At 36.6% G+C, this 25,295-nt stretch carries 26 protein-coding genes and 22 tRNA genes; 38 read left to right on the top strand and 10 right to left on the bottom strand.

What is annotated here, in order from left to right:
- Window positions 1–29: 29 nt before the first annotated feature.
- The 22 genes from R7Q39_RS23520 (at window position 30) to R7Q39_RS23415 (ending at window position 1,863) form a co-directional block, all read left to right on the top strand.
- Window positions 30–105, top strand: a tRNA-Phe gene (locus R7Q39_RS23520).
- Window position 106: 1 nt separating this feature from the next.
- Window positions 107–182 (top strand) — tRNA-Cys (locus R7Q39_RS23515).
- A gap of 5 nt (window positions 183–187) precedes the next feature.
- Window positions 188–263 (top strand) — tRNA-Asp (locus R7Q39_RS23510).
- Between the two features lie 7 nt (window positions 264–270).
- Window positions 271–347: transfer RNA gene (locus R7Q39_RS23505), tRNA-Ile, on the top strand.
- A gap of 5 nt (window positions 348–352) precedes the next feature.
- Window positions 353–429: transfer RNA gene (locus R7Q39_RS23500), tRNA-Asn, on the top strand.
- A 38-nt stretch (window positions 430–467) separates the two neighbouring features.
- Window positions 468–544: transfer RNA gene (locus R7Q39_RS23495), tRNA-Lys, on the top strand.
- Between the two features lies 1 nt (window position 545).
- Window positions 546–621, top strand: a tRNA-Thr gene (locus tag R7Q39_RS23490).
- Between the two features lie 6 nt (window positions 622–627).
- Window positions 628–704 (top strand) — tRNA-Met (locus tag R7Q39_RS23485).
- A gap of 3 nt (window positions 705–707) precedes the next feature.
- Window positions 708–783 (top strand) — tRNA-Met (locus R7Q39_RS23480).
- A gap of 4 nt (window positions 784–787) precedes the next feature.
- Window positions 788–863, top strand: a tRNA-Phe gene (locus R7Q39_RS23475).
- Between the two features lie 6 nt (window positions 864–869).
- A tRNA-Val gene (locus tag R7Q39_RS23470) sits at window positions 870–945 on the top strand.
- 1 nt (window position 946) lies between these two features.
- Window positions 947–1,022: transfer RNA gene (locus R7Q39_RS23465), tRNA-Cys, on the top strand.
- Window positions 1,023–1,027: 5 nt separating this feature from the next.
- Window positions 1,028–1,103 (top strand) — tRNA-Asp (locus R7Q39_RS23460).
- A 7-nt stretch (window positions 1,104–1,110) separates the two neighbouring features.
- Window positions 1,111–1,187 (top strand) — tRNA-Ile (locus R7Q39_RS23455).
- A 5-nt stretch (window positions 1,188–1,192) separates the two neighbouring features.
- Window positions 1,193–1,269 (top strand) — tRNA-Asn (locus R7Q39_RS23450).
- 4 nt (window positions 1,270–1,273) lie between these two features.
- Window positions 1,274–1,350 (top strand) — tRNA-Lys (locus tag R7Q39_RS23445).
- A gap of 4 nt (window positions 1,351–1,354) precedes the next feature.
- Window positions 1,355–1,430, top strand: a tRNA-Glu gene (locus R7Q39_RS23440).
- Between the two features lie 38 nt (window positions 1,431–1,468).
- Window positions 1,469–1,545, top strand: a tRNA-Ile gene (locus R7Q39_RS23435).
- 1 nt (window position 1,546) lies between these two features.
- Window positions 1,547–1,622, top strand: a tRNA-Thr gene (locus R7Q39_RS23430).
- 5 nt (window positions 1,623–1,627) lie between these two features.
- A tRNA-Ala gene (locus tag R7Q39_RS23425) sits at window positions 1,628–1,703 on the top strand.
- Between the two features lie 3 nt (window positions 1,704–1,706).
- Window positions 1,707–1,782, top strand: a tRNA-Met gene (locus R7Q39_RS23420).
- A 5-nt stretch (window positions 1,783–1,787) separates the two neighbouring features.
- A tRNA-Phe gene (locus R7Q39_RS23415) sits at window positions 1,788–1,863 on the top strand.
- A gap of 28 nt (window positions 1,864–1,891) precedes the next feature.
- On the opposite strand, the gene R7Q39_RS23410 is transcribed toward R7Q39_RS23415, so the two are convergent.
- The gene (locus R7Q39_RS23410; protein ID WP_318076931.1) at window positions 1,892–2,857 is read right to left on the bottom strand and encodes a hypothetical protein; all 966 of its coding nucleotides are present in this window, start codon (window positions 2,855–2,857) and stop codon (window positions 1,892–1,894) included.
- Window positions 2,858–2,930: 73 nt separating this feature from the next.
- Here R7Q39_RS23410 and R7Q39_RS23405 point away from each other — a divergent pair, with 73 nt between their 5' ends.
- Together R7Q39_RS23405 and R7Q39_RS23400 are read left to right on the top strand one after the other, a co-directional pair.
- On the top strand, window positions 2,931–3,341 hold the full coding sequence (locus tag R7Q39_RS23405; protein WP_052697538.1) for a GatB/YqeY domain-containing protein: 411 nt from the start codon (window positions 2,931–2,933) through the stop codon (window positions 3,339–3,341).
- Window positions 3,342–3,492: 151 nt separating this feature from the next.
- On the top strand, window positions 3,493–3,942 hold the full coding sequence (locus R7Q39_RS23400; protein ID WP_045593056.1) for an NUDIX domain-containing protein: 450 nt from the start codon (window positions 3,493–3,495) through the stop codon (window positions 3,940–3,942).
- A 61-nt stretch (window positions 3,943–4,003) separates the two neighbouring features.
- Here the strand turns inward: R7Q39_RS23400 and R7Q39_RS23395 are convergent, their stop codons facing one another.
- From R7Q39_RS23395 to R7Q39_RS23385, 3 genes are all read right to left on the bottom strand, one after another.
- A complete protein-coding gene (locus R7Q39_RS23395) occupies window positions 4,004–4,717 on the bottom strand; it encodes a hypothetical protein (protein WP_318076930.1) in 714 nt (237 codons plus the stop codon).
- A gap of 106 nt (window positions 4,718–4,823) precedes the next feature.
- Entirely contained in the window at window positions 4,824–5,192 is a 369-nt protein-coding gene (locus R7Q39_RS23390) for a hypothetical protein (protein ID WP_045593054.1), read from the bottom strand.
- Window positions 5,193–5,236: 44 nt separating this feature from the next.
- Window positions 5,237–7,498, bottom strand: coding sequence for a hypothetical protein (locus tag R7Q39_RS23385; RefSeq protein ID WP_318076929.1), 2,262 nt, complete (start codon window positions 7,496–7,498; stop codon window positions 5,237–5,239).
- 99 nt (window positions 7,499–7,597) lie between these two features.
- On the opposite strand from R7Q39_RS23385, the gene smpB reads away from it, so the two are divergent.
- The 3 genes from smpB (at window position 7,598) to R7Q39_RS23370 (ending at window position 9,732) form a co-directional block, all read left to right on the top strand.
- The gene (gene smpB / locus R7Q39_RS23380; protein WP_020331422.1) at window positions 7,598–8,044 is read left to right on the top strand and encodes an SsrA-binding protein SmpB; all 447 of its coding nucleotides are present in this window, start codon (window positions 7,598–7,600) and stop codon (window positions 8,042–8,044) included.
- 61 nt (window positions 8,045–8,105) lie between these two features.
- Window positions 8,106–8,471, top strand: a complete 366-nt coding sequence (locus R7Q39_RS23375; protein ID WP_258636268.1) for a hypothetical protein — start codon at window positions 8,106–8,108, stop codon at window positions 8,469–8,471.
- 622 nt (window positions 8,472–9,093) lie between these two features.
- A complete protein-coding gene (locus tag R7Q39_RS23370) occupies window positions 9,094–9,732 on the top strand; it encodes an OmpA family protein (RefSeq protein WP_273981542.1) in 639 nt (212 codons plus the stop codon).
- A 70-nt stretch (window positions 9,733–9,802) separates the two neighbouring features.
- On the opposite strand, the gene R7Q39_RS23365 is transcribed toward R7Q39_RS23370, so the two are convergent.
- Together R7Q39_RS23365 and R7Q39_RS23360 are read right to left on the bottom strand one after the other, a co-directional pair.
- A complete protein-coding gene (locus tag R7Q39_RS23365) occupies window positions 9,803–10,417 on the bottom strand; it encodes a hypothetical protein (RefSeq protein WP_085762437.1) in 615 nt (204 codons plus the stop codon).
- A 155-nt stretch (window positions 10,418–10,572) separates the two neighbouring features.
- Window positions 10,573–11,931, bottom strand: a complete 1,359-nt coding sequence (locus R7Q39_RS23360; protein ID WP_318076928.1) for a hypothetical protein — start codon at window positions 11,929–11,931, stop codon at window positions 10,573–10,575.
- 99 nt (window positions 11,932–12,030) lie between these two features.
- On the opposite strand from R7Q39_RS23360, the gene R7Q39_RS23355 reads away from it, so the two are divergent.
- The 4 genes from R7Q39_RS23355 (at window position 12,031) to R7Q39_RS23340 (ending at window position 15,738) form a co-directional block, all read left to right on the top strand.
- Window positions 12,031–12,909 carry a hypothetical protein gene (locus tag R7Q39_RS23355; protein WP_318076927.1) on the top strand — a complete coding sequence of 293 codons (879 nt, stop codon included), beginning with the start codon at window positions 12,031–12,033 and terminating at the stop codon, window positions 12,907–12,909.
- 196 nt (window positions 12,910–13,105) lie between these two features.
- Complete coding sequence (locus R7Q39_RS23350; RefSeq protein WP_318076926.1) at window positions 13,106–14,572, top strand: hypothetical protein; 1,467 nt, start codon at window positions 13,106–13,108, stop codon at window positions 14,570–14,572.
- A gap of 157 nt (window positions 14,573–14,729) precedes the next feature.
- Window positions 14,730–15,389 carry a hypothetical protein gene (locus R7Q39_RS23345; protein ID WP_085762433.1) on the top strand — a complete coding sequence of 220 codons (660 nt, stop codon included), beginning with the start codon at window positions 14,730–14,732 and terminating at the stop codon, window positions 15,387–15,389.
- Window positions 15,390–15,453: 64 nt separating this feature from the next.
- The gene (locus R7Q39_RS23340) at window positions 15,454–15,738 is read left to right on the top strand and encodes an HU family DNA-binding protein (protein WP_085762432.1); all 285 of its coding nucleotides are present in this window, start codon (window positions 15,454–15,456) and stop codon (window positions 15,736–15,738) included.
- A gap of 45 nt (window positions 15,739–15,783) precedes the next feature.
- Here the strand turns inward: R7Q39_RS23340 and R7Q39_RS23335 are convergent, their stop codons facing one another.
- Window positions 15,784–16,890 (bottom strand): radical SAM protein, encoded by a 1,107-nt coding sequence (locus tag R7Q39_RS23335; RefSeq protein WP_318076925.1) that lies wholly within the window; start codon window positions 16,888–16,890, stop codon window positions 15,784–15,786.
- 164 nt (window positions 16,891–17,054) lie between these two features.
- Between R7Q39_RS23335 and R7Q39_RS23330 the strand changes: the two genes are divergently transcribed.
- Genes R7Q39_RS23330 through R7Q39_RS23310 form a run of 5 tightly spaced genes read left to right on the top strand, consistent with a single transcriptional unit; the run spans window position 17,055 to window position 21,594 of the window.
- On the top strand, window positions 17,055–17,477 hold the full coding sequence (locus R7Q39_RS23330) for a hypothetical protein (protein ID WP_038129101.1): 423 nt from the start codon (window positions 17,055–17,057) through the stop codon (window positions 17,475–17,477).
- Window positions 17,474–19,438, top strand: a complete 1,965-nt coding sequence (locus R7Q39_RS23325) for a hypothetical protein (RefSeq protein WP_318076924.1) — start codon at window positions 17,474–17,476, stop codon at window positions 19,436–19,438. The genes R7Q39_RS23330 and R7Q39_RS23325 overlap by 4 nt, the downstream gene beginning before the upstream one ends.
- A complete protein-coding gene (locus tag R7Q39_RS23320; protein WP_318076923.1) occupies window positions 19,413–20,621 on the top strand; it encodes a hypothetical protein in 1,209 nt (402 codons plus the stop codon). Before R7Q39_RS23325 ends, R7Q39_RS23320 begins: the two co-directional genes overlap by 26 nt.
- Before the next feature lie 34 nt (window positions 20,622–20,655).
- The gene (locus R7Q39_RS23315; protein WP_141193274.1) at window positions 20,656–20,967 is read left to right on the top strand and encodes a hypothetical protein; all 312 of its coding nucleotides are present in this window, start codon (window positions 20,656–20,658) and stop codon (window positions 20,965–20,967) included.
- 21 nt (window positions 20,968–20,988) lie between these two features.
- The gene (locus R7Q39_RS23310; protein WP_085762428.1) at window positions 20,989–21,594 is read left to right on the top strand and encodes a hypothetical protein; all 606 of its coding nucleotides are present in this window, start codon (window positions 20,989–20,991) and stop codon (window positions 21,592–21,594) included.
- A gap of 22 nt (window positions 21,595–21,616) precedes the next feature.
- On the opposite strand, the gene R7Q39_RS23305 is transcribed toward R7Q39_RS23310, so the two are convergent.
- The gene (locus R7Q39_RS23305) at window positions 21,617–22,015 is read right to left on the bottom strand and encodes a hypothetical protein (RefSeq protein ID WP_133297320.1); all 399 of its coding nucleotides are present in this window, start codon (window positions 22,013–22,015) and stop codon (window positions 21,617–21,619) included.
- 457 nt (window positions 22,016–22,472) lie between these two features.
- On the opposite strand from R7Q39_RS23305, the gene R7Q39_RS23300 reads away from it, so the two are divergent.
- Window positions 22,473–22,889: an H-NS family nucleoid-associated regulatory protein gene (locus R7Q39_RS23300; protein WP_318076922.1), complete on the top strand. Its 417-nt coding sequence runs from the start codon at window positions 22,473–22,475 to the stop codon at window positions 22,887–22,889.
- Between the two features lie 39 nt (window positions 22,890–22,928).
- On the opposite strand, the gene R7Q39_RS23295 is transcribed toward R7Q39_RS23300, so the two are convergent.
- Complete coding sequence (locus R7Q39_RS23295; RefSeq protein WP_258636256.1) at window positions 22,929–23,996, bottom strand: hypothetical protein; 1,068 nt, start codon at window positions 23,994–23,996, stop codon at window positions 22,929–22,931.
- Between the two features lie 114 nt (window positions 23,997–24,110).
- Window positions 24,111–24,386 (bottom strand): ribosome hibernation-promoting factor, HPF/YfiA family, encoded by a 276-nt coding sequence (gene hpf / locus R7Q39_RS23290; RefSeq protein ID WP_020331409.1) that lies wholly within the window; start codon window positions 24,384–24,386, stop codon window positions 24,111–24,113.
- Window positions 24,387–24,500: 114 nt separating this feature from the next.
- On the opposite strand from hpf, the gene R7Q39_RS23285 reads away from it, so the two are divergent.
- On the top strand, window positions 24,501–25,139 hold the full coding sequence (locus tag R7Q39_RS23285) for a hypothetical protein (RefSeq protein WP_318076921.1): 639 nt from the start codon (window positions 24,501–24,503) through the stop codon (window positions 25,137–25,139).
- Window positions 25,140–25,295 lie beyond the last annotated feature (156 nt).

Here is a 25,295-nt window from a genome sequence, read left to right as displayed (position 1 = left end):
GGTTCGATTCCCTCTCTCGCATCCAATTTGTCTCGGTAGCTCAGTTGGTAGAGCGGAAGATTGAAGATCTTCGCGTCGGTGGTTCAAATCCACTCTGAGGCACCATGCACTGTTACTCAAGCGGTTAAGAGGGTGGATTGCAAATCCATTATTCGGCAGTTTAAATCTGCCACAGTGCTCCACATTTGGAGATGTAGTCTAGTGGTTATGACGCTTGCCTGTCACGCAAGAGGTCGCGGGTTCAATCCCCGTCATCTCCGCCATTACAATTCTGCCTTAGCTCAGTTGGTTAGAGCATACCCCTGATAAGGGTAAGGTCGCTGGTTCGAGTCCAGCAGGCGGAACCAAATTTGGGTGATTAGCTCATCTGGTTAGAGCAGTTGGCTGTTAACCAACAGGTGCTAGGTTCGAATCCTGGATCACCCGCCATTTCTCAAGTGCTTTTACGAGAGCACTTCGGAAATAATTCCTCTTTAGCTCAGTTGGTTAGAGCATGTGACTTTTAATCATGTGGTCGCTGGTTCGAGTCCAGCAAGGGGAACCATGCCTAGATAGCTCAGTTGGTAGAGCAGCTCACTTGTAATGAGCAGGTCGGGGGTTCAAATCCGCCTCTAGGCTCCATATTTTGGAGATGTAGCTCAGTTGGTTAGAGCGGCGGTTTCATAGGCTGCATGTCGGGAGTTCAATTCTCTCCATCTCCACCATTTTGCGAGATAGAGCAGCGGTTAGCTTGCCAGGTTCATATCCTGGAGGTCGGGGGTTCGATTCCCTCTCTCGCATCCAATTTGTCTCGGTAGCTCAGTTGGTAGAGCGGAAGATTGAAGATCTTCGCGTCAGTGGTTCAATTCCACTTCGAGGCACCATATTTTGCGTCCTTAGCTCAGTTGGGAGAGCGCTTCTCTTACAAAGAAGAGGTCACTGGTTCGAGACCAGTAGGATGCACCATGCACTGTTACTCAAGCGGTTAAGAGGGTGGATTGCAAATCCATTATTCGGCAGTTCAAATCTGCCACAGTGCTCCACATTTGGAGATGTAGTCTAGTGGTTATGACGCTTGCCTGTCACGCAAGAGGTCGCGGGTTCAATCCCCGTCATCTCCGCCATTACAATTCTGCCTTAGCTCAGTTGGTTAGAGCATACCCCTGATAAGGGTAAGGTCGCTGGTTCGAGTCCAGCAGGCGGAACCAAATTTGGGTGATTAGCTCATCTGGTTAGAGCAGTTGGCTGTTAACCAACAGGTGCCAGGTTCGACTCCTGGATCACCCGCCATTTTGTGTCGTTAGCTCAGTAGGTTAGAGCAACGGGCTTTTAACCCGTAGGTCGCAGGTTCGATTCCTGCCCGACACACCATTGCGCTGTCATCGTCTAGTTGGTTAGGACACAAGCCTTTCAAGCTTGTAACGCGAGTTCGATCCTCGCTGGCAGTGCCATTTCTAAAGTGCTTTTACGAGAGTGCTTCAGAAATAATTCCTCTTTAGCTCAGTAGGTTAGAGCACACCCCTGATAAGGGTGAGGTCGCTGGTTCAAGTCCAGCAAGGGGAACCATGCCTAGATAGCTCAGTTGGTAGAGCAGCTCATTAGTAACGAGCAGGTCGGGGGTTCGAAACCGTCTCTAGGCTCCATTTTTGGGGGTGTAACTCAGTAGGTAGAGTGCTGGCTTTGCAAGTCAGTTGTCGAGGGTTCGATTCCCTTCGCCTCCACCAGTTTGCGAGATAGAGCAGAGGTTAGCTTGCCAGGTTCATATCCTGGAGGTCGGGGGTTCGATTCCCCCTCTCGCTTCCAATTATGCCTCGATAGCTCAGTTGGTAGAGCGGAAGATTGAAGATCTTTGCGTCAGTGGTTCAACTCCACTTCGAGGCACCATAAAGACAAAGCAAAAGAGAAAAAGTTGTTATTGAGGGGCAAAGCCCCTTTTTATTTCGTAAATTTCATTACTAAATAGTATTTTTTTGCTTAAAACCTCATCAAAAAACTTCTCAAATAATAGTTTATTTCTGACTAAAATCTCAATTGTGTGCTTCATATACAAATCAAATTCATCATCATGCAGAGGTTCTTCTGTGCCTTTAATAGCATAAATTAGTCTAGCAGCATTTTGATAGTCAGAGGATTGTCTAAATGTCTGCCAGTTGTTAGCGAGAGAAGGCATGTATAGCAATTCTGCTGCGTACCCAGCAAGGAAAAGGTAGATATGTTGCTCATATGTCAATAGATGGTTATTAGGAGTGTAAACACAACCTCTTTCTTTTGATGTGTAAATATTAAGCCCATTGTCTTCTTGATCTCCAAGAGCATCAAGATAGGCGATAAGATGACCGCACTCATGATAAGCGATAAGACGGGATTGAGAGTCATCGAATGATTTTACGTATTTTACAGCAGTTGCAATTTGCATATCTGAGCTTGTTCTTTCGAATAGTCTTAAAGGGTTGAACAGATAACAAAACACAATTAATAGGAATAAAATAATTGCCTGATTTTCTGGTTGGTCAATTATGACTGAGACCGAATCGCGACTAGCGAACGAAATTACAGATAACATTAGCATAATCTCAACAGAGATTTTAACAGCCGTAATTCCCGCTAAGCCATGTTGTAACAGACCAACGAGTCTTAGTATAAAATTCAAAAATAAAGTTGAACACAAAATAAGAATTGTAAGGGTGGACGTGGAAATTACACCTGCTTTTAAGCTTTTTTCGCTTAGGGTTAGTAGTTCGTCCATTACAGGCCATAGGCTTGCAGCATAGATAATTAAACATGCTGAAAGTATGTAGTTACCTAGCATTTTGAAAAAATCTAGATTGTAACTGATTATGGTTGAAACTTTTTTTAATAAAGGTATTGGATTTTTCATAAATACTTAATTTTTATTTTGAATTCAATTGGAATTGATTTATGATACGTTAAATACAAAAGGAGTCAATAAAATGAACATGTATCAAAGATTAAGAAATGAAAAAGTAAGAGCGCTCAAGGAAAAAGACAGTGTTGCAAAACGCTTGATCCCATACGTGCTAAGCATGGCAAATACTAAAGATGGCTTAGTAGGGGGATCCGCTGGAGCAGAGCCTTCTGACGCTGCTATCTTTGATAGTATCAATAAAACAATTTCAGCTAATAAAGATCTGCTAGAAAACAAAGAGTGTGCAAATCTTAGAGCGGAAATTGCCTTTTTAGAGACTCTATTGCCTGATGTGATGGGTGAAGACGAGCTAAGGAAGGTAATGTCAGAACTCCAGTTTGAAACGATTGGGGATGCTATGAAGCAGCTTTCTCAACAGTATCCAGGTAAGTTTGAAAAGCCTATGGCAAGCAAGATTGCACGAGAAATGCTTTAATTAAAGGCGCGGCAGTTTGTCGCGCCTTTTTTATTTTTGAATGAAATACTGTTAACAATTTTATATAGATGTCTTTATTTTTTAGGTGTTTTGATGAATAATAAAGAGTCGGTTCACTAAATCGAATAATAAATAAAGGATTGAGAGCTATATGATAGAAAAAAAGAAGCTGTCATGCGGTGTTATAGTTGTTGATAGTAACAATTTAGTGTTAATGCAGCATGTGACGGGTCAAGATCACTGGGATATCCCTAAAGGTACGCAAAATCCTGGCGAGACTACCAAAGAAACGGCGGTACGCGAGCTGGAAGAAGAAACGGGCTTGGTAGTAAAAGAAGAAGATCTTATTGAGATCGGCTGGTTTTTTTACAATAAGTTTAAAGATCTGTACCTTTACATGCTAAAAGTGGATTCTCTTGATGTGAAAGAGTTGAAGTGTAGAAGCACATTCATTGATGAGCTAAAGTATGAAGTTCCTGAGGCAGACTTTTACGAAATGGTAAATATTGATGAAATGAAAGATAGAGCATGTAGAAGTATGCATACATTACTCAACTTCAAGCTTGAATCAGAAATCAAAACCTTGATAAGTCGGTTTTAGTAAGAAGCTCTCTTGTCAGTAGGCTTAAAAGTATAAAAGGTGCTATGAAGCACCTTTTTAGTTAGAAGCTGTATCTTAGTGATGTTTTTAGAGCGTTTTCATCTAGACGATGCTCGCCACCAAAGATTAATGATGTTTTCTTGCCAATCAAAAACTCAAGCTCTGCACCGTAAATTGGGAGTGTTTCATCATCAATATCATTAATTACTTTGTTGTCTTTGTCTTTAAAGTCAACTTTATCTGTAAAGCTGTTCACCTCAAATCCACCATAAAGATTTAGGTATAAGCTATCACTACCGAAGTTAGATTTAAGACCCGCAACTGCGCCGTATGAATTACTGCTAATTAAACTTCTGTTGATATCATCAATATTTACATTTTTGTAGCTGTAATTGCCAGAATCTAAGTAGTGACCAAAGCCTCTAACGTACAGATCCGCGACCATAACATCTACAGGTATGGGAAGTGGGTAGTTAAGACCAAAACCAACTTCGATAGATTTTCCATAGCTGTTAGCCATTACTTCTTCTTTTGGATCAATGTAGTTCAAGCCTAGATCGACAAACATAAATCGATTCAGGCTTTTGCTGGCTTTTACAGAAAATCCATTTTGAGACTCACTTACATTGTAGCTTGCTTGGATATAGTCTTGATAAATATCGACAATATCAGTATTTAGATCAATAAATGGATTTGCTGGTTTGTTTTGGTTTGCCAGGGTTGAACCTGACATTGCTGATGCGGCTAATGCCATACAAATAATAGTCTTTTTCATAAATATCTTTGTTTTTTATTAGTTAATAACAAAGAGAGTATTACAAAAAACAAAATTAACAGCAAGGTAATATTAAAAAATCCAGCATCTGAGTGCTGGATTTTTATTAGTGTAATTCTTCGTACATTAATGATATGCCATTAGTTTCAATTCTATCTGTATTTTTTAACTCTCGCTTCCAATCGATGAACACTTCTTCATCCTCAGGGAATAGAGATAAATGTCTGTCTATCATTTGAGAAATTGATTCGGTTATAAAATCAATATCTGATATATGGTCTGTAATCCAATGCCAGCGATAGTCGTTGCTGATTCGCACTAATGCATTGAATTCAAAAGTGCCATTAAGAGGTAGTAGCTGAACCGATTTTACTTGTTCTAAGGCTTCACTACTCAAAAGGATCATGTAAGGAGAGTTTTCATAGTTAGAACAGTGTTGTTCGTAACTAGCATTATCTCCAACTACTCTTAGCATGACTTTTCTCTCATCTTGTAGAGGTTGATTTAACCTCTGAGAATTTATTGGCTTAGCGCCTTTGTAACCTTATCCTGAGTGATAGGATAGATCAATATGGATCTAAAAATATTCAAAAACTCAACATCTTGTATGCTCGGAATTTGAGCACCTAAGAGATAAAACGAGGGCTTTTCCCCACTCAGTGTTCTTTTAAGCTTATAAATAACATCATACTCTTCTTTCAGTGGTGAGTGTAAGCAGATAAAAATGCAATCCACGTCACTACTTATTGCGAAGGAGTATAGTTCATTATAGCTGGTTGTGCTAGTGCAAGTTGCTCCCATTGAGGACAAAACTTGAGACATTTGTCCCATATCCTCACTGTCACGAGAGTAAACAAGCACATGCTTGCCACTAACAACACTCTGCCTAGCTTTAACTGATTCTACTACGCTATTGCTAAGTGCGAATGCTGGTTTACCTGTTACTTGAAAGCTGTTGTTATCTGAAGAGAGCTTATGCAATAAGCTCTCAGTAGCGATGAATTCATTTAGAACCCTCTTATTCTTGATTGTTGTGCAGCAATATTCTGCACATTTCATTAGGCAGTTTGTAAGCCTTCCGTAAGGAATGTTTAACGGGAGTGCGACATCAATGTCCGTTCTCCGCTGGATCTCATCAAGCTTTGATTGTGAGTAAGTGTTTTCGATGCCAACGATCAGGCTAGCAATTTCTCTTGATTGAGAGATAAGGCTCTGATTATTTTGTGCATCAATAACAAACGCTACATCGAACTCTTGATTCAGCTCTTTTGCGCGTTGAATGGATGATACCTTCTTGTAGTTGAACAGAAGCTTACGAAGCTTAGATGTAAGAATAAAGGTGGTAGACGGATTGGTGTCGATCACCAAGATGTTTGTCTGTTTATCAGAAAGCTTTAGCAGGGTTGATTTATACAATGAGCTTTCATTACCTGTTTGAATTGCTGGTATCTCAACAGTTAAATTATTCTGATTATGGTCTGTGATGAACTTGCACTTAAGATTGCCTCCAATGGCTTTTAAGCTTTTCTGTAGGTTTGAAAAGCTGGGTTGATGGTTTCTTGTGTACGAAACCAGACCAGTTCCATTGAAGCATGTGTTTACCTCAATGAGCAAGTGACTGTCCTGGCTGTCAATATAACTCACTGACACATTAATTGATTTAGTAAACGAGCTTGAAGCCTCGTGCTCAACCATTTCAAGTAGTGTATCTCTGAATATGGCGCTATTAATGAATAATTCAGTAGGAATGTCAGTTTGCTCAACATAGAAAATATCAATGTTGTTCAAATCTGCAATCGTATTAATGCTGATACAACATTCATCACTAAGGTAGAAAAAGTCTTGAGCAATTGGCTCAAATTTCTTCCTTAAAATGTCGTGAGCATCGATAAAATTATTATTGTTATTCATCAATGAGTTAAGCATACGCTCCATCTGTATAATAGTTAGGGTGCTGTCCTTATCAGTAGTTCTTCCCTTTAGCTCTTCAGTCATCATCATTAGATTGTTGATGAGTTTCTTTTGAGAAGAAGCAAGGGAAGACGCTTCTAGGATCATATGATCAAGCTGATTATTAATTTCATCATTTTGATTATGGAGATTGATGATTTCATTCTTTGATGACAGTTTTATGTAATCAATGTTACATTGATGTTTATTTTTAATCTCATCAATAAATGCTTCTATCTCGTTGAATATGTTATATGAAACATGTCTTCTAGATGTCCTGATAGGTAAGCCTTTGATAAGAGAGTTTTTAGCATTATGGATATAATTGACTGCATCTCGGTAAGCAATCGCGGAGTAAATGGAAAATATTGCGTACCAGACTGCAATCAATAAGAATGGTAGTTGAGTACTGCTTAGGAAAAATTTAGAGAATGTAATATCTAATAACTTACCATTTACATAGATTGTTGCTTGCTGACTTACTCGATATGACTTTGATAGGTTTCTTCCGAAAATCTTGTCTATAAAGTTCTTAAAGCTACTGCTTGATTGTGCAGGTAGTTTATCAGGGTTGATTCTGATTAATGGGGTATCCTTTTCACGGAATTCGAGATAATACCCACTTTTTGAAAGTATGCTGCTTTCAAGAATCGCTTGAATTTCTTTATGTTTTTCCTCATAAGGTATTGTATTTATCTTATTAGAGATATAGTATAGCTCAGAGTCAACAATTGACTCTTCATTTAAAATAGAATTTAAAAAAACTTGGCTTATGGCTATAGTAGCAACCATAGTTAAAGCTATGTTTACATATAAGATTATGCGATTCACGATAGTATCTGTTATTGAGAATTACTTAAAAGAACGGGAATGTACCACATAGTAACATAGCTATCAATACTGAAAGATTTTTATGAAAAAAGGTTAATAATGAAAGCGATTGCAAAGAATAGAAAGGCTTCTTTTGAATATCACCTGAAGGATCGATTTGAAGCAGGTGTTTGCCTAGAAGGGTGGGAAGTCAAAGCTTTACGTGAAGGGAAAATTAATGTTACGGAAAGCTATGTTTTCGAAAAAGGCGGGGAGATGTTTGTAAGCAATCTTCGCATTGAACCACTGTCTATGGCTAGTACGCACGTTAAAGCAGATCCGTTAAGAATCAAAAAACTACTGCTTAACAGAAAAGAAATTGCCAAAATTGTAGGCGATATCAACAAGCAGGGTATGACATGCGTACTGACTTCTGTTTATTGGAAAAATGGAAAGGTTAAGGTCGAGTTTGCTTTGGCTAAAGGCAAAAATAATTACGATAAGCGAGAAAGTCTGAAAAAGAAATCGCAGGATATGGAGCAGAAGAGAAACCTTAAAGTAAGGTAATCTTTGCACTGTCGCTTTCACTGATATAACATACCCTTAGTTGTATTACTAAGGGTTTTTCATGTTTTCTCAAAAAAAGATTACGGCATCACTGATAGAAGAATATCTAAATAGGTATCTCTGCACAAAAACATCTGAAGAAGATGGCGAACTAATTGCTTACTATAGCGATGGCATAGAGAGTCTTCTAGGCTTTGAAATACTTTACGTACCGTTTGAAAACCCCCGTAATGTGAATGAATTTTTATCACTATGTGTCAAGTCGTTCATAGACAGCGGTATGGATAAAACGCTTAGCTTCAACATCCAGGATCGCAATGTTAAATTCGTTTCTATACCGCCAGAGCGATACATAAACTCATTCATAGAAGATAAAGAAAGACATAAGGATAGCTGTATAGGCTATTTTCAGATAATTCTAAATTGATGTTAAATGATTAATCCTGTAAGTCTCGAACTCTAAACCGATAGGTTTGGAGTTCATGTCTTTTATGAACATATTGGCTACAATCTCGTCAAACCCCCAAAGGTCAAAAATCCCGTTGAGTCCTTGCATGTGAACTTTATATGTGTTGACAGCAAATACAACACTTATATTGTGTAGTTCTGCAAAGTTATGTATTGAATGATAAAGAGAATCAGCTTTTATTTTTTCGAGAGTGTCAAAGTTATTGAAATCAATCACCATGATATTAAAAGTGGATGATAGCAATCGTTTGGATAATAGCTTTGAGTGACTTAAGATAGCATCATTACTTGGTTTTGAACTTGTGGGTCTAAACCACTGAGGATTCGAAAGAGAGTGAATTATCGACTTAAAATCGAAAGATATGTAATCAATATTGCCGAAGAACTGCCCTGATAAAGAGTTTGGCGAAACCTGAAGTAAATTACAACAAGACATAAAATTCTCCGTTAAAAAGAAGGTAATTATATGTCAAATAATAAAAAAACTCAAATTCTTATTCATATGTCTTGTTTCAGTATTTTATTCATTGTATATTTATTTAAATAAATAAAAATAAATCGAGTTTATAATGAAAAATGGTATGAAGCTAGCTTTAATTGCTACAGGTCTCATGGCGCTTTCAGGGTGTCAGTTAACGCGTGAAGAACCATATACTGGTGATGAGGTTCCTACTAGTCAGTCATCATCATCTGTCATGGGCTGTGCCGCTGGTGGACTTGCTGGTACTGTAGTTGCTCCTGGTGGAGGCACAGCTATTGGTTGTATTGGCGGAGCTATCGTTGCTGGAATTGAAGGTGTAAACCTTGATGCTGAAGCTGAAGCCCTGAGATCAGAACTTGTCGGAACTGGTGTGCAGGTTTCAAAAGAAGAAGATAAATTAACTCTAGTGATGGAGAGTGACTTAGCTTTTGGAGTTGACTCTAAGGAGTTAAGTTATGAAGCCAAACCAACACTGCGAAGTGTGGCTAAAGTAATGAAAGAGTTTGGCGATGTTAAGCTTTCAGTAACTGGTCATGCAGATGCATCAGGTAAAGAAGATCATAATCAAAAGCTAAGCCAGGAACGTGCTGATGAGGTAGCTAGGTACATTGCATCTCATGGAGTCGGTTACAGTCGAATTAAGGTTGAGGGTGCTGGAGAAAGCCAACCTATTTGCGATAATGAAACCAGTCAGGGTAAAGCATGTAACCGTAGAGTCGAGCTACAGTTTTACAAATAAAAAAGATGCAAGATACGCTTGCATCTTTGATGAATATGTTAAACCGCTACAGTTTATCTGTGCGGTTTTTTTAATGTGGTAATCTTGGGGTGCTTGCTGTATGAAGGCTGCATACAGTAGAGCTATTGCTTATTAGCATTGGTCTACATTCAGATAGAAGGACTGAAACTTTTCCATCAGATATCTGTTCACCAAACATCTGCGAGTTGTTTCTAGCTACAACAGATACAGAATGAAAAAGAATGGAATTAGCTGGAAGATCTTCTGGGACTAAGTCGCTGTCAGACAAACCCATTGAATCAATAGCAAATCTTACAAACTCATCTGTTTTGAATGAAAAATCGAGCTTTTCTCCAGATGACTTTATAACATTTACTACCAAATCCTGGTCTGGATTGTATTTGTTTATGTCCAGGGTTAGTGGATTAACAAATAGAGATACATCATTATTTAAGTCGCTCATACTTATTACCTGTTCATATAGAGCAAGGGACACTAGCAATTGAAGTACCTTGTGTTGACTGTCTATATCTTCTTTACTTAAATAGCCATTAATAATATGTCTTGGATCTATTCCAACTCTTACATAGGAAGCTACTCTATTCTTCATGTCATCGATATCTTTCTCAGTGGTTCTTATAGGACATAGACGCAAAGAATTGTCAGCATTAATAGTGATGTTCATCAAGCTTCCTCAAATAATCAGAGAATAAGCTATCAGTATTATAGTGCAAAGTCAATAAAAATGCCCAAATTAAACAATAGTTTGAGCATTCTTAAAACAAGTCTTTTAATGAATAGTAAGGTAATAGAAAAGCGGCTCAATTAGCCGCTTATAGATTAGTCTTCAAAACCATTTAATAATGAACCTAACTCATCTTCGGATAGACCATCATCTGAATCATCATCAATTTCTATATCAGGTGCGCTAGCAGAAGCGTGTAAATCAAAATCAAGTTCATCCTCAATATCACCAAAATCATCACCCAGATTACTTTCGTCATCTTCCTCATCTTCGTCAGAAGAAAGTAATTCAGAGAGACTCTGTTCAGAGACAGAACTTTGTTCTATGGCTGAAGACTCGTCTTCAGCTTTTGCAGCTTTATCCAAATCATACTGAGGAATCTCAGTATTTAGATCATTTGCATTTAGTTCATCACTTCCAGAATCTTGATTCTCTTCTTTTCTATCAGTATCAATAGATGGTGTGCTATCAGCTTCAGAATCATTATCAACTGTTTCTTCGCTCTTATCGGAAATACTATCTGTTATCGCGATACCTGTAGCCACACCAGTAGCAATAACAGAAGCCTTAGAAACCCCCTCGTGGCTATCGTTATTTGATTGAGAATGTTCTGTGTCTGGCTCAGACTTATGTTTAACTAAAGGTGTTTCCTTCTTAGCTTCTGCAAGTGTCTTAGATAACCTCACAGCGTCAACATCACGTTCTTTGAACGGTCTGTCTATTAGCTGCTCAAATTCTGATTGAACCTCTTCTGCTTCTTGTTTGACAGTTTTGTAGTTTGGATCAATAGTGAGGAAGTCTAATTTACTTAGATTCTCATCATCTGATCTGTAGTTGAGTGGAACATAGCATTCATCAAATGCTTGTTCTCTTAAGAAACCGATTTCTTCATTAAAAATGAATGCTTTTTCCAACTCATCAACAAGAGTTATAATCTCTCCAGCAGAGATTTCATCAGTAGTATGAAGGATTTTGAATGTGGTCTGCTTAATTGAGCCTAGATTATAAGTCAATTCTAAGCTTTCAAGATACTTTATGCCTTCGGCTATGATATTTATTTCGTTTTTAAATTCCTTTCGCTCAGAAAGGAGTTCTATTCTTTCTCTTATCCATTTCTTTCTCATTTTGAATGATGAATAAAAAACACCTGATGTTAAAACGCTAGAAATTATGACTGAGCTAGTCAGTGCAAGAGTAGGTGCTCCAATTACTATCGCGCTTAGAAAACCAAGAGTATGGATAGGTTTAACACCAGATAGGATATTGTAGCTGTATTTTGTTCCAGCTAAGATTTTCCCTTTCAGAATGAGATCGTCTCTCTCAATGGATGTCATTACAGGAGTGTCAATAAGATCAATTTCTTTCAGATTTAATAATGCCTTTCGAATCTTTTTAATGGATTTTACAGGTCTATTTATTTGTTCTAAATTACTTAAAAATTCTGCTCCATTCATTTCTTTTCTCTTTATTTTTTTTGCTGTTGATAGAGTGCAACCTATAAGATATCATGTTTTTTAAACCGTTGTAATAAATATTAAATAGCGCACCCTCCTGTGAACAGTAAAAGAATTGAAAGCTTAATCGATGATAATATGATGAAGATTGGGTTTATACTCGGTCTTGGTGTTGGTGGTATCACCGATAATGATAAGGTCATCATTAAGAAAACGATGCTTTATAGATTAAAAAACACAAAAAGCGATTTAGCTGCCTATTTAGAAGGTTTGGATGATATTAAATTTTGTGAACAAGTTCTCAATACAGCAAGTTACTGGATAGAAAAAGAGTTTGAAAACTCAAGAGTAAACGGGCTAAGGAAAGAGAAGGAGCGACTTTCTGAGAAATTTTATAATAGGTTAATGGTTAGGTATAAAGCTAGGCTGATTAAAGAGTTTAGAGGGCTTTCAGAAACTTCAACGATGTACCGCGACACAATTAGTAAAATCAATAATAAATATATTGATGATGCCCCCTTTGATGAAGGTGATATTTGTAAGTACATTAAAAACTCAATTGTTATTGCAAAAAGCTGCCACTATAAAATTAAAAGTGGCTTATTACTGCTTGAGTTGAAGGGAATATGCAATAATATTCAGCTTGCGCTGGCGCATATCTGCTATTACTCATACATTCATGAATCCAATAATTTCTTGTTAGAGCTGGGTAAGAAAAGCAGAAGTGAGTTTCTCGATGAGTGGGTATCAAGGCATGTGTCAATTACGGAAAAGCAAACGATTAACCACGATAGCCTATATAAAACAAAAGACTTATCGAGTTTAAGCCAATATATTGACGACCTTATCAACTCTATTGACTCATTAGCTGACACGGACGCTTTTTGGGATAATGTGAAAACTAATATTGAGACTTCGAGAACAACACTCGCTGTGATATCATCCTGCAAATATCAGATAATTCGTACAGATAAATAGAATTTTTCAGATATACAATCACTTACATAGCTTTTTTATGCAAAATGTTGCATCTCACTAGACAATTCCGTGATGTGTGTCGGATAATTCCCGACAATTTGTAAGAGAAAACTTTGACCTAAGTGACTAATTAATATAAAATGCGCTTCGATTATAAAATCGAAAATAAACCATATCAGGTTCATTAGAGGTTGATGTGCAAAAATTAGCAATAAATAAATCTGCGACAGAGTCTTACGCAGGTGTTGGATACAGTGTTATCCCAAGACCAAATAATGCTCTCCACGCAGTGTTTCTCACGGGAAAGAGCGGTCGGCACTATCAGATCCTCATTCCGATGCAAAGGTTGGTTTCACTTGAAAAAGTCAAGGAGTTAGTTGGCGAATTATCATTATCGGCGGATTACAGGATAACAAACCATTGTTACGCTTATTCTGTTTCTAGGGCTTATCCGATTTTAAACCCTGAAGGTTGTCAAACAATCATTGATCTTTCTGTGTTTCAGGAGGATATGGTGAATTTACGGGATAATAACTTCAGTAAGCCTGGTATAGATACTTTATGGTGCTCTCCAGATAAGCTTAAGTGCTACTTTGGCGATTACCTAAAAGGCGATATCACCTCATCACTTAATCATGAAAGCAGCTTGGTTTCTGGTACATTTAAGAAGCGTAGGTGTCTTATTAATGAAAGTGGCTTCAAGTTTTCTGACAAGACATATGATATCTTGCCGATCACTGCTGGAGTCAAAGATGAGCTAGAGATCTTGATTGATAGTGATTTTTCTCAAGACGATATTCAATCTTTGTGTGAAAAATCTATTACATTTTACTGTAATGCGGTGAAATTTAGCCAAATCAAGGGTGGCTCTAAGCTAGAGGCTGTCAGAGAACCTTTAACACCTTCTCGTCTATCACGATGTTTTAGTCTTGAAGAGTTAAATGAAATGCTTCTATGGATGAGTCAGGCTAGTGTTATTGATTGTAATGAGCAGGCGTTCTTTACAACTAGGCACGAAAAAATGGTTCATTATTTGTACGCCATTATTGAGATGATGTCGGATTGTGATTCATTTACTGGTCTATCTGATGACTATTTAGACGAAATGCGTTTAGCATCTCGCCTATATAACTTCAGTGACTTGGCTTTGTTCTCTTGTTTGGAGTTTTCAGATTTCAACCGATTTACAGACTATATGAGTGTCAATCAACATCAGCACATTGCAAGCATCATTAGAAGCTTGTTTGGTGTCGATTCAGATATTCTTAATGTCACGTTCGGAAGAGAGTTGGGACTATCACCAGATATCTGTAGAGTCATAACAGATATGGCATCATCATCTTTGTTTGAAGCCAAACGATCAGAACATACTGAGTCTGATCATCCAGCAATGCAACTGCAACCATCTGTTGTGGTTAAGGTTCTAGCGCACTTGCTACATAGTAAAGGCGTTGTGCATGATGGAGCGGCTTGTCAAAACCCAGCAATGGTGAAACATATCTTGTCTATGATCGATAAGAGTTCGGTGCTAATTGGTTTGGTTGACAAAATATTGGCGGAGGATAGCAAGAACCGCTTCCACTCAATAGATGTGTCAAACTCACCATATTTCGATGAAGCCGTATCAATGAATGGACGAATCTCGGAAATTCACTTGTACTAGATAACCAAAAAGCCACCCTTTAAGTTACTATATATAACCAATGGGTGGTTTTTTTTATGCCATTAAAGGCAGTGACAATGTAACAGTTAAAGTAATTTGAATTTTACTATCAATAGCATAAAATAATATGAAATAAATTAATTTGAAAGTAAAGACAATGAATGAAATAGAAAGCCTACAAGAGTATGTGATGAGCGAAGTGTATAGCACTTTGTATAACACTTTTAGTTTGGATAAGTTATCTAAGGCAATAGTTGAATCCTGGATTCAGTCAGGGGATATTTCAGATGAAGCTAATAGGGAAGCTTATGAGTCTGAGCTTGCAAAGAAAGATAAAGATGAGCTGGTAACGGTTTGTTATGACTTAATATTTGATAACTCAGCTAACGCTGAGAAAATTTCAAGTGGTTCTTTCTCCTCTTTATTGATTGATTCATCAGGTAAATATATTGTTGATATTGACGACAATCGTAAATTCAATCTTACAGATCGTTTGTGGGTAGTTGACATGTTTGTAACAGGGAATAGCCCAATCGAAGTGAGAGCATTTTACGAAGATAATCCTGTAGAAGATCCTTCGATTATTGTTGAGTCAAAAAGCGAAAAGTTGACTCTCTCTGATGGTAAAACAGTTATGAAATATGACCCGATTGAGGGCAGGTTTGTTTTTATTGTTGATGAAGAAGAGCTTGAGATCGAAGAGAAGGTGAAAGAGCAGGCTAAGATCTTCCAAAAATCCTTAATTGATAGTATTTTAACTAGAAAAAGTGTTGAAAAGTTGCTTGACTCGAATAGGGCGCAAGTAATAACATTGTAAAAAATGAAAATAAAACCTAAGTCTATAATATTAAAAGATAAATATTCTAATAAGGATTAAGAAAATGAACAGATCACAATTAACTGAAAATATAGTAAGTAAACTTCCAGATATGCCAAAAAACAAAGTTCGTCACGGTGTTGATACGATCTTTAATGTGCTCAAAGATGGTCTTAAGAACGGTGAAAGATTGGAAATTCGCGGTGTTGGTAGCATGTCAGTTCGTGAGTATGATGAACGTGTAGGTCGTAACCCTAAAACAGGTGAAAAAGTTCATGTTGGACGATCATTCCGAGTAAGATACCGCCAGTCTAATTTCTTCAATGAAGCTTTGAATAATCCTGCATAACGCAGAAATTATCAATAAAAAACCTGAGCATTGCTCAGGTTTTTTTTATTTCACAGGATCAAACATTTGGTTTTCAGAATCATATGGTCCTTTGTACTTTTCCATAAACTGATAAAGCTTCTTCGCGCCTGCACATTCATTTGTCACACCATCGTAAACTGGTACGTGTGATGGTCCACCTTGACATGAATGGTAGTATTCACAGTTTACACATGATTTACAGCGAAGTTTATTTTCCCATCGGCTATGTTTTCTTCTAATAGGGTGATCCATAAAATTACTAATTTTTTGGTCTTTAATGTTCCCTAAGATCATTGCGCCCATATCACACCAGAGAACGTCTGTTACAACAGTCCCATCTGGATTTAAGGTAAACATCATGTCCGAGTTCTTAACATTGAAGAACTGAGATTTAGCCTGGGTCTGTGAATGCCATAAAATACTTGATTGAATACCCATTTCTTGAAGCTCATGACCGTACTTATCAACAAGTTCAATCAAGTAGCTAGAGAATTGATCGTAATTGATTGAAAGTGGAAGTACGGGGTACATCATATGGTTGTAAAGAGGACTTTCTAAAAACTTATCAAATTGTACAGATGCGTCGAATTCCCAAATTTTCGCATCACTTTTCCTCATAATTTCGACTAGAGCGCCAGCACCAGCCTCAAAGGTTTCTTTGTTCAATTCGACGTTCACAGTCACAGACATGCCAGCCTTTCTTGCCTTTTGAATAGAGCGAAGAAACCGTTCTTGATATTTCTCGCTTGAGCCATCAAGCGTGTATTTATGACCCATTGAATATGTTACTTCGAAATGGTTATCCATATACTCGCGACATAGGTCAATAAGCCAATTAGGAGTGTTGTAGGCATTAGTAACCATTGTTTGTCTAACCTTAGGGAATTTATCTCTTACCCTCTGCATATAGTCGCGAAGTACATGTTGACCAACTAAAGTAAGCTCGCCACCTTCCCAAGCAATGATAGGCTCGATATCATCCCCTAGAAAAAACGGATCAGAAAGTGCTTTGTCTATGTATTCGAAAGGTATACATTCCTTACGTGTTCTCTGCTCAATTGTGAGGTAGCATCTAGGGCAGTTAATATTACACTGCCTTGTCACATTGATAAAAAGCAAAGGTTGCTTCATTTTTGACTCCTAATTATTTTTTATTAAACAAACTAATGATACACTATGTAACTATGACATGGAACTGAACAGCAGACTTTTGAGCCTGATATTCATACAAAAGTCGTTAATAAATAATAAAAAAACAATAAACCGTCCGCGAACCAATAATAAAGAGAATAAAAATGCAGATAGAGCACATCAGCGAAGATTATGTTGAAACGATTAAGAGCGATGAATTTGCAATTTTCATTTTTTATCAAGTAGATGATAAAACATGGAACTTACTATTTTCACTAGACCCAAACATTACTGATATTGATCCTTATGAGCTTGGCAGGTTGGGCGAAGAGAGTGAGACCGATTTCCTCTTCTTCCCAAACTACGAAACAAAAGGGGAAGCTCTTCAAGGTCTTGGAGAAACTATGTTTAATCCGAATTCGGATTATTACTATATAGATACCTATGAGCTTAGTGATGAAGCAGTATGGTACATCAGCTTAATCACTCATAGTGAATACAAGCAGATTGAAGAAGTTCCAGACTCTGATGATTTCGAATCAAATAATAATAATGAAGTATATGAATTAGAGGAATTAGCAATATGATTAATATTTACAATAATGATGGTGAGAAAATAATTAAATTCATCGAACAGAACTTTAGTTGTGAACTACCAAAACATGGATTTGTAGCTGGTCAGGCAGTTTGTGGTGTTTTGATGTATCTAAAAGGATTATCAAAAGAAATAGTTCTGAATGATATTGATATATTTCACATTGTTAAAAAGTTTTCTAACTCTTATTCGCAGAAAAAATTCAACTCATTTCAGATAGTGAACGGTTTATCTTTAGATAGAAAAAACTTGCAGGTTTTCAAGTCTTCAGAAGACAAGTCTATTTTTGAAAATAAGAGTCAAGATTTAATTCAGAATTATTTCTCTCGACTAGGTGATATGGAAACTGATGTTGAAGACTATGCTGATACCCTTAAATGTCTTGAAAAAACTCACACCAGAAATATTGATATAGTTAACGGGTATTTTTCGTACCATAACACCACATCTAATGACACATACCGCATCTGTGATGTGTTTAGAAAAGGGTTAATTAACTCAGTTATAGTGCAATCACCTAGTGGAAATTTTTCAAGCATCCTCAAAGGATTTGATATTAATTGTACTCAAGTAGGTGTGTGTTTAACGACCAAGAAAATTTACTTTACGCCACAGTTTCTCATGTTTTTAAACTCGCTAAAGCTTGAAGTTACAAATGCAACCAGACCGAGCCATACTCTTATACGACTAATTAAAAAACAGAATGAGCTTAGATTGAATTTTGACGAAGAAAGAACGCTTGGTGCATTGAATATGGCGCTTCTTCTCAATAATAAATCCTTTAGAGAAAATGTTTTAGAGTCAGAGCTTGAGTTGGTATCCCTATTGAGAAACAATACATTTTCTTGCAATGTAATGGAATATAAAATCCCAAAAATGGGTAAAGTTTACTTAGAGAAATATGGTTCTATTAAGCATTTGATGCCAGGTTATCATTTGCAAGAATTTAAGTATTCTCCGAGAAGTAGCTCCGAAGAAAAAGATAAGCAAACTTTATATGATTTAACAACAACATTAGAATTACCCGACTATATTACATCTGGTGTTCATAGAGAATTGCTCGAAAAGAGACTTAAATGTAAGGTTATCGGTTACGCAGCCATTCTTAAAGAACATGCGGTAAATATCATAAATCACTATTATTCTAGCAATAAGAATGTACTGATCCCTGTTAACTTTACGAAAAAACAAGCTGAGAAAGCACTTGTTAGGCAGCCAAGACATGCGGAGGTTATTAAAGACCTTATTGCACTTAAGGATGTTAAAATTGAAAAAGGACTTCTAAACTCTAAACAGTACAATAAAGTATCATATTACCCAGAGTTTTGGTCTAAGCTAGAGTCAATACAGAGTAAATATCATCAAAATGTATATGGTTCTTTAATCAAGTTTATTGAAGAAAATGAACAATTGTACAAGTTGTATAGAAATAACAGGGAATATCTCAATAAGCCTTACATAGATATTGAGGGATCATTTATAAGTCAAGAAAGTGCTTTAAGATCGGTAGAAAGATTTAAATCGGATATCAAATCAATTTTGAATCAATCTCATATAAGAAAAAATTTATTGATAGATTCACTTACAATTGATGGTATCAGATTCGACATTGTCAATACATTCTCTGATCACTACGATTTCTATAAGGATCTTCATGATGGTTATGGAATAAATAGGGCAAACAATGTCAATTGGATAAGGAATTGCAGCAAGTTACCTATAACGATTACTAAAGCTGGTAAAGTAATCGGGAAATTGTGTTACGTAATGTACAAGCACCCAAATGATAAAGCGCGTTTGTCTATTTACAGTGGGTACGTGTATGTGCTTGACAACACAACAACTGAAAAGGAACTTAAGCAGTTGGCAATGAAATACCTATTCAAACTCAGTGAATTAGGTATAATAAACGAAATTAAAAAAGTTTATGAAAAAATCGGATATGAATATTAAGAAATTAATAGCACTGTCAATACTTTCTATTCTAAGTGTCTCCAGCCATGCAGTGGCTGGAGACCTTACATCTAATGGTTTTTCTTACGGTAAGGCTATAGAAATCAAAAGCAATGATTTGATATCAGACTTTGATGAGCGGATATTTTCTAAAATTGGTGAGCCTGGAATTTCACATCATCCGTATTTTAAAGATAGATATATTATCTCATTTGATTCAGATTCTAGAGATCGTGTAATTGAGTTGTTTAGTAAGGCTTACTATTTATCTCTGAAGATTAAAATCGATAAAGATACCAATGGAAAAGGGTATGAGATGATTGAAACGCCAGATGTAAAATCTCTTCTTGAAAGGGTTGGAAATGGGGGTTTTAAGTCATATCAGGGTGTTGATATTGTCTATGTTGGAAATGACGTAGAGAGTAAAGCTAAGAACTTGGGTGTTTCGTATAAGAATGCCTATGCGCTTGAAGTTCTATCAAGATCATCATTTTCATTATTGTCATCAGAATACCCATCACACGTATCTAAATCTAACTCCGTTATGTTAGGTGCATTTTATATGTTCACTAGAGACAAAGTGAATAGTTTTAATGATGTATTTAGGTATCTAAGTGCCACAACTATGATATATCAAGAGCCTAATAGTGACTCTTTGAGCGCGTGGAAGTCTAGAGTTGCAGCTTCATACGCTGCAAGGTTTGTTAATAGCGGTACAGATGCGGCTACATTAATGGACTCCACTCCAATGAGGCTTAAGCTTTTTACCAATATGATGTCTAACGAGACTGTAGACTTATCAAAAACTAAAGACACTATCAATATTGACCATATTAAAGAGCAGCTATCACAGTATTGGAAGTATACATTGATTGATTTGGCGAAAATGAACCCAGCTTTCGATCCGTCAGATTGCTTGAGTCTTTACAAGATTAGTAATGGTGAAGATATCATGCAGATGATTTACTCAAATGGTGAGTATGGGACGTTGTGTGATATTTCTAAGGCAATTTCAACGGGTGACTTACTAGAGTCAACAATCCTACAGCTATCTGAAGAAACACTGAGAAAGTTTATTCAGAACGATGGTGATGGTTTTGTGCTTGTCAGCCCTTCTTCAAGAGATTTCTTAACAATGTTTGATAATTCATACAATGTTAATGTGAAGAATGTTTTTTTATAATTTAATTAATGTTAATATGGAATAAAGGAATTTTATGATGAATGAAAGTAAAGATATTGAACAAGTATATGTTGATGACATACATCCTTTAATTGAAAGGATTGCTCTCGTTTGTTTCCAAAATAACATTCCTTTGTTCTTAAGCTGTCAAGATGGAGATAGCAGCTTTAGAAATACGCTGATTAATAACAAAAATCAAAAAATTGATAAGTTTAGGTTACATAGTTTTGTGGCGGAGAATAGAAGCCTGGATGACATTTTGCTCGCAATAATAGAGGATGCCAAAAAAAATGGGCATAACTCAAAAATCTTACGAGCTATGGGGATTCCAATGAGTCAAAACTAGTATCCTGATATAGGGGGCTGTATGCACTGGCTTTTCTGGGATATAGAAAACACTGGTAATAGTAAGGTATTGTCATATTGGAAAATACCGCACGAAAAAACAAAACTGATTATCTGTTGTTCAAATAAGGTTCCAATACCTAAAGAAATATTTTCGAACAAGAACCCTTTCGACCATATCGAATTTATAATATTTAATCGGCAAGAAAAGGATAAGGCTGACAACCTACTAGTCAAAAGCTTGCAGAATCACCTCTCTGACCATGATATAACACCTTCGGACACAGTCCATTTACTCTCCAACGACAGACTTCTAAATCAACGATTCCTTGATGAAGTTTCTGAATCACATGCTTCCCTAGACACGTCTTACACTTCGAAAATTTGGGATCAGCTTCTCTATGATATTTTTATATTTAAATCAGGAAAAACCATAGAAACCTGCTTCTGTAAAAACTCTGAATATGTCAGTAAAAAGTCTCTAGAGAACACATTCAAAAAGTCTACTTCTAAGGTTATCAGAGAGCTTACAAAACATAACATGCTTATTCCCGTTTCAAAAAGACGATGGAAAATAAATGTGAAAAATAATGTTAAGAATGTGGGTTCTTTGAAAGAAGCGGCATAAAAAAGCCCCCTCAAGGCGGGGGTTATCTCTTAAACTGTAATGTTGTTGATGAGCTACTATGGTGCTCTTGACTAATAAAGGTTAGTCCGAAGGTGTTCTTTAGGTTTATGAGACTTTCACATTTTGATAGGACAGCTTCGTTCTCTGTCTCATAGATGCCTACATCTTCTATATGGACTTCTTCCAGTAGTCTATCGTTTACGAATACGCTAATTGAGTGAGGAACGTTAAAGCCGTCTGAATCGCTTGTAGGGCTTATTTTAACAGCTTTCTTCTTTACTCTAAGCCTTTTTTCAATTTCATCTTCACTGTGGGTCTCAACTATGTGTGTGAGTAAAGATTTTGTATCACCAAACCATTCTTTGCTCGCAGGGCAACCCTTGAAAGGGCAGTGATAGACCATCACTTCTTTGTCTTTCATCACAATCTTTCTCTTCTTATACTTTTTTCGGATTTTCATGAGTTGGATTCATTATTGTTGTTTCTAGAACACTACAGAAAAATTCAAAATACTTCAATAAAAGTCTGGAAATCATAGGGATTTAAATCGAGAAATGCTGTCAATTGCTGATCATATAATCAATTAAATTAGGTCAATCTCACAAAAATTGACTTTACTTTTATCTGTGATTATATACAGCAAAATACATAGTTCTTATTATTGTTAAGAACGCTACGCAGGATAAAATCACCTAAGCGGTTGATTGTATGGGGTTTTGTATCAACCCTAAAACTATCAATCTTGCCATGAGACGAAAAAAATAATGACTGATTTGTGTAAATGACTAATAAATATTAATTATTTAATTGACATAGAAAGTTGTGTTGGTCTAGTATTCTCACAGTAGGGTGCTACCGAACAATACCGAGGTGAAACAATGTCTGAAACTATTGAGATTAAGCAGCTAATGTCTTTGCGTTCAATGCGTCCAGCGTTGCGTGAATTAAGTACTGAGCAAATTGAGCGTATTCAAGAGAATGCTGCTGAGTTATTAGTTGAGCGTCAAAAGGAAGACGAGCAATTAGCTGAGCAAGAAGCTCTAAAAGCTGAAAAACTTGATCTTATCGTTAAGATGATGCTAGAAGATGGAATTGATGCTGAAGATGTCTTAGCGAGAGCTAAAGGCAAGGCTGTGTCAAAGGGTAAGCGCAAAGAGCTTCCGCCTAAATACGTTTACAAAGACGAAGAAGGCAATGAAAAAACCTGGACTGGTCAAGGTCGTACACCAGCTCCAATTCAGAAGGCTATTGATAGCGGCGCAAGTAAAGAAGAATTTCTTATCAAGAGCGCATAATCCATCATAAAATATGAAAAGGAGGCTATGCCTCCTTTTTTAACTCATTGTATTTTCAATGGATACCGATTTTTGCTGTGTCGGGAATTTGAATTGTTGATTAAAAAACTTCAACGCTTGTGTTGCTCCGCTAATAAAATCTTTTGATTTTTCGGATTTCATTTCATCGAGATCTATCATCATAACGCTGATGTATTTGTTTAATGCGTTACCTTTGTATGCCTCTATTTTATCCAAAGCAAACTGAACACCGTCTTTTGCCTCTTCAGGTATTTTAGACGACTCCCTCATGTGTGTGATGATTTGCAGCTTATTTTGAGATACTTCAGGGTATTGCTCGTTTTCTAATATATTATCAACAAGCTTTAAGTATCTTGAATATTCTGGATCATTTCGGCTTTGGTACAATAGGGAAGTAATTGTATCGCAAACAGAAATATTTTCAATATTTCCACCAGCTCTGCATAACTTCTCAATATAATTATTTAACCTATTTTTAAATGGCTTAAAAATATGTCTATCAGTTTCACTGAGGGAGTTAAATAAATTTTCATGCTTTCCTAAAAAATCCACAAACTTTTTTGGCATACCAAGCTTCGTAGACATATTTTTAGATCTGGATGTTACGGGAGCCTTATAGGTGCTGTTAAAGAACTCTATGGTTTGCAATGCGCCGCTTACAAACCCCTTGTCTTCATTGTTGCCAAGCATCTTCTTAAGATAAGCAGTATGCAATTTCAAATCATTACCCTTGTAGCCTTCAATTTCTTTAAGGGCATAATGAACACCAGAAGCCATATCTTCAGGAATGTCCTTAGACTTTTTCATGTGCTCAGTGATCTTTTTGACATTCTCAGATATTTCTGGATACTGCTCATTCTCCAAAATGGAAGATAAGCTATTCAGGTACGAGATGTAGTCTGGATTGCTTATATTTTGATTCTTCAAAAGTGTGACAACGTCACTCGCAGTAAAGGTTCCACTCTGAGAATAGGTGTCAGCGTGTGCATTGATTGTATCTCGAATGCTTTGATTTTTTAATTGTTCACTTTTTGATAAGCAATCGAACAATTGGTCATGAGCCTTTCTGAAATCAGTAATGTTCATAAGCAATCCTTTATTATTTTTTATTTATTATTTAAATATTAACATATTGGTGGATTACTATACAACAAAGTTTATATTTATAAAAAAACCCAGACTCTTGTCTGGGTTTTCTTGTTATAGAGATTTCTCTTTTTGGTCTTTGAGTTGTCTCTCTACCTTATTTGCCGAATCAGTTAAGGCTTTGTACAGATCGTGATCAGTTGCAGTACCAGTAGCTTGAAGCTTACCGCTGCGGAACTCAATCACTGCTTTGAACTGACTTCCTTCGGCAGAGTATGAAATGTTTGCGGAATCCATATGGAAGTGCTCACTGATCTTACCGATTACTTTATCAACATGAGCACGGATTGCATCAGTGACTTCTAAGCTATTGCTATTAATTTTAATCATATTTTTATTCCTTATTTAATTTCACAACTAAAATCTAATTCATATGCTTTGCCATGTCAAACAAATTGGTTTAACATACATTTAAAAGAACAATAAATAATCAAAGGCATAAAAATGTTTAAGAAATTAATGCTACCAGGAATCTTAACTGCTTTATTAGCTAGTCCAGCAATGGCATATTCCACTCAAAACGTCTCTTTGCAAAAAGATTCCTATGGGTATGTTGACGTAAAGCTTTATATGTCAATCTGTGATACGTACAAAAATGTAGGTTATAGCCGAGAATTTGGTTCAGTGTCTGACTATGATGGTCCTTACCCTGAGCTTGGTCATTTTTCTGCTGAATTGGATAAGGTTTCAAGAATCGGTTCTAGCAATAGAGCATTTATTGATGAAACCATGCGTAAGGCGCATGAATTCCAATACAATACCTATAGGGCATTAGCTCAGTTTAAGGTGCAGATTCAACGCTATGAAAAGTTGGTTGGTCAATATGAATCCACTTATCAAATGCAGAATGAAATGCATGAAGAAAACCGCGCTAAATTGATTAAGCAAAAAGAATACAATACTCAAAAAACAATTTCAGATATCAAAAAACAGTTATCTAAAGTACCGTATAGCGGTAGAGATCAGGTTCATGAAATGTCAGATTGGGATGACTACCAGGAATGTAAGCTTTGGTGGAATTACGAAAAGCAAAATCAGGGTAGAATTGACTACAACAGAAAACCAATTTACAGAACGAAATGAACAACTCCCACTAAACGCTGCGCGTTTTGAAGGAGTTTCAAAAAGAAAGCCTAAGCTGCCTTTTTAGGCTGGTTCCCAGCCTGAATACCTAACGCCCAGTTTAAATTAACTTGCGCACTGGCTACATCACGGGGCTTCTCACAGCCGCATTTGCAT

This window comes from Vibrio sp. 947 (assembly GCF_033339115.1).
In the GTDB taxonomy this organism is placed as follows: domain Bacteria; phylum Pseudomonadota; class Gammaproteobacteria; order Enterobacterales; family Vibrionaceae; genus Vibrio; species Vibrio alginolyticus.
Note: the sequence above shows the minus strand (reverse complement) of the source record. Positions and strands in the feature narration are given on the sequence as shown.

Excerpts from the sequence above, each read along its gene's own strand:
- hpf (WP_020331409.1), bottom strand. The coding sequence starts at position 24,386 with ATGATTAAAATTAATAGCAATAGCTTAGAAGTCACTGATGCAATCCGT.
- R7Q39_RS23285 (WP_318076921.1), top strand. The coding sequence starts at position 24,501 with ATGTTTAAGAAATTAATGCTACCAGGAATCTTAACTGCTTTATTAGCT.
- R7Q39_RS23335 (WP_318076925.1), bottom strand. The coding sequence starts at position 16,890 with ATGAAGCAACCTTTGCTTTTTATCAATGTGACAAGGCAGTGTAATATT.
- R7Q39_RS23410 (WP_318076931.1), bottom strand. The coding sequence starts at position 2,857 with ATGAAAAATCCAATACCTTTATTAAAAAAAGTTTCAACCATAATCAGT.
- R7Q39_RS23345 (WP_085762433.1), top strand. The coding sequence starts at position 14,730 with ATGAATGAAATAGAAAGCCTACAAGAGTATGTGATGAGCGAAGTGTAT.
- R7Q39_RS23365 (WP_085762437.1), bottom strand. The coding sequence starts at position 10,417 with ATGAACATCACTATTAATGCTGACAATTCTTTGCGTCTATGTCCTATA.
- R7Q39_RS23300 (WP_318076922.1), top strand. The coding sequence starts at position 22,473 with ATGTCTGAAACTATTGAGATTAAGCAGCTAATGTCTTTGCGTTCAATG.
- R7Q39_RS23310 (WP_085762428.1), top strand. The coding sequence starts at position 20,989 with ATGCACTGGCTTTTCTGGGATATAGAAAACACTGGTAATAGTAAGGTA.
- R7Q39_RS23360 (WP_318076928.1), bottom strand. The coding sequence starts at position 11,931 with ATGAATGGAGCAGAATTTTTAAGTAATTTAGAACAAATAAATAGACCT.
- R7Q39_RS23330 (WP_038129101.1), top strand. The coding sequence starts at position 17,055 with ATGCAGATAGAGCACATCAGCGAAGATTATGTTGAAACGATTAAGAGC.
- R7Q39_RS23390 (WP_045593054.1), bottom strand. The coding sequence starts at position 5,192 with ATGCTAAGAGTAGTTGGAGATAATGCTAGTTACGAACAACACTGTTCT.
- R7Q39_RS23375 (WP_258636268.1), top strand. The coding sequence starts at position 8,106 with ATGTTTTCTCAAAAAAAGATTACGGCATCACTGATAGAAGAATATCTA.
- R7Q39_RS23370 (WP_273981542.1), top strand. The coding sequence starts at position 9,094 with ATGAAGCTAGCTTTAATTGCTACAGGTCTCATGGCGCTTTCAGGGTGT.
- R7Q39_RS23340 (WP_085762432.1), top strand. The coding sequence starts at position 15,454 with ATGAACAGATCACAATTAACTGAAAATATAGTAAGTAAACTTCCAGAT.
- R7Q39_RS23315 (WP_141193274.1), top strand. The coding sequence starts at position 20,656 with ATGATGAATGAAAGTAAAGATATTGAACAAGTATATGTTGATGACATA.
- R7Q39_RS23320 (WP_318076923.1), top strand. The coding sequence starts at position 19,413 with ATGAAAAAATCGGATATGAATATTAAGAAATTAATAGCACTGTCAATA.
- smpB (WP_020331422.1), top strand. The coding sequence starts at position 7,598 with ATGAAAGCGATTGCAAAGAATAGAAAGGCTTCTTTTGAATATCACCTG.
- R7Q39_RS23305 (WP_133297320.1), bottom strand. The coding sequence starts at position 22,015 with ATGAAAGACAAAGAAGTGATGGTCTATCACTGCCCTTTCAAGGGTTGC.
- R7Q39_RS23395 (WP_318076930.1), bottom strand. The coding sequence starts at position 4,717 with ATGAAAAAGACTATTATTTGTATGGCATTAGCCGCATCAGCAATGTCA.
- R7Q39_RS23400 (WP_045593056.1), top strand. The coding sequence starts at position 3,493 with ATGATAGAAAAAAAGAAGCTGTCATGCGGTGTTATAGTTGTTGATAGT.
- R7Q39_RS23405 (WP_052697538.1), top strand. The coding sequence starts at position 2,931 with ATGAACATGTATCAAAGATTAAGAAATGAAAAAGTAAGAGCGCTCAAG.
- R7Q39_RS23325 (WP_318076924.1), top strand. The coding sequence starts at position 17,474 with ATGATTAATATTTACAATAATGATGGTGAGAAAATAATTAAATTCATC.
- R7Q39_RS23295 (WP_258636256.1), bottom strand. The coding sequence starts at position 23,996 with ATGAACATTACTGATTTCAGAAAGGCTCATGACCAATTGTTCGATTGC.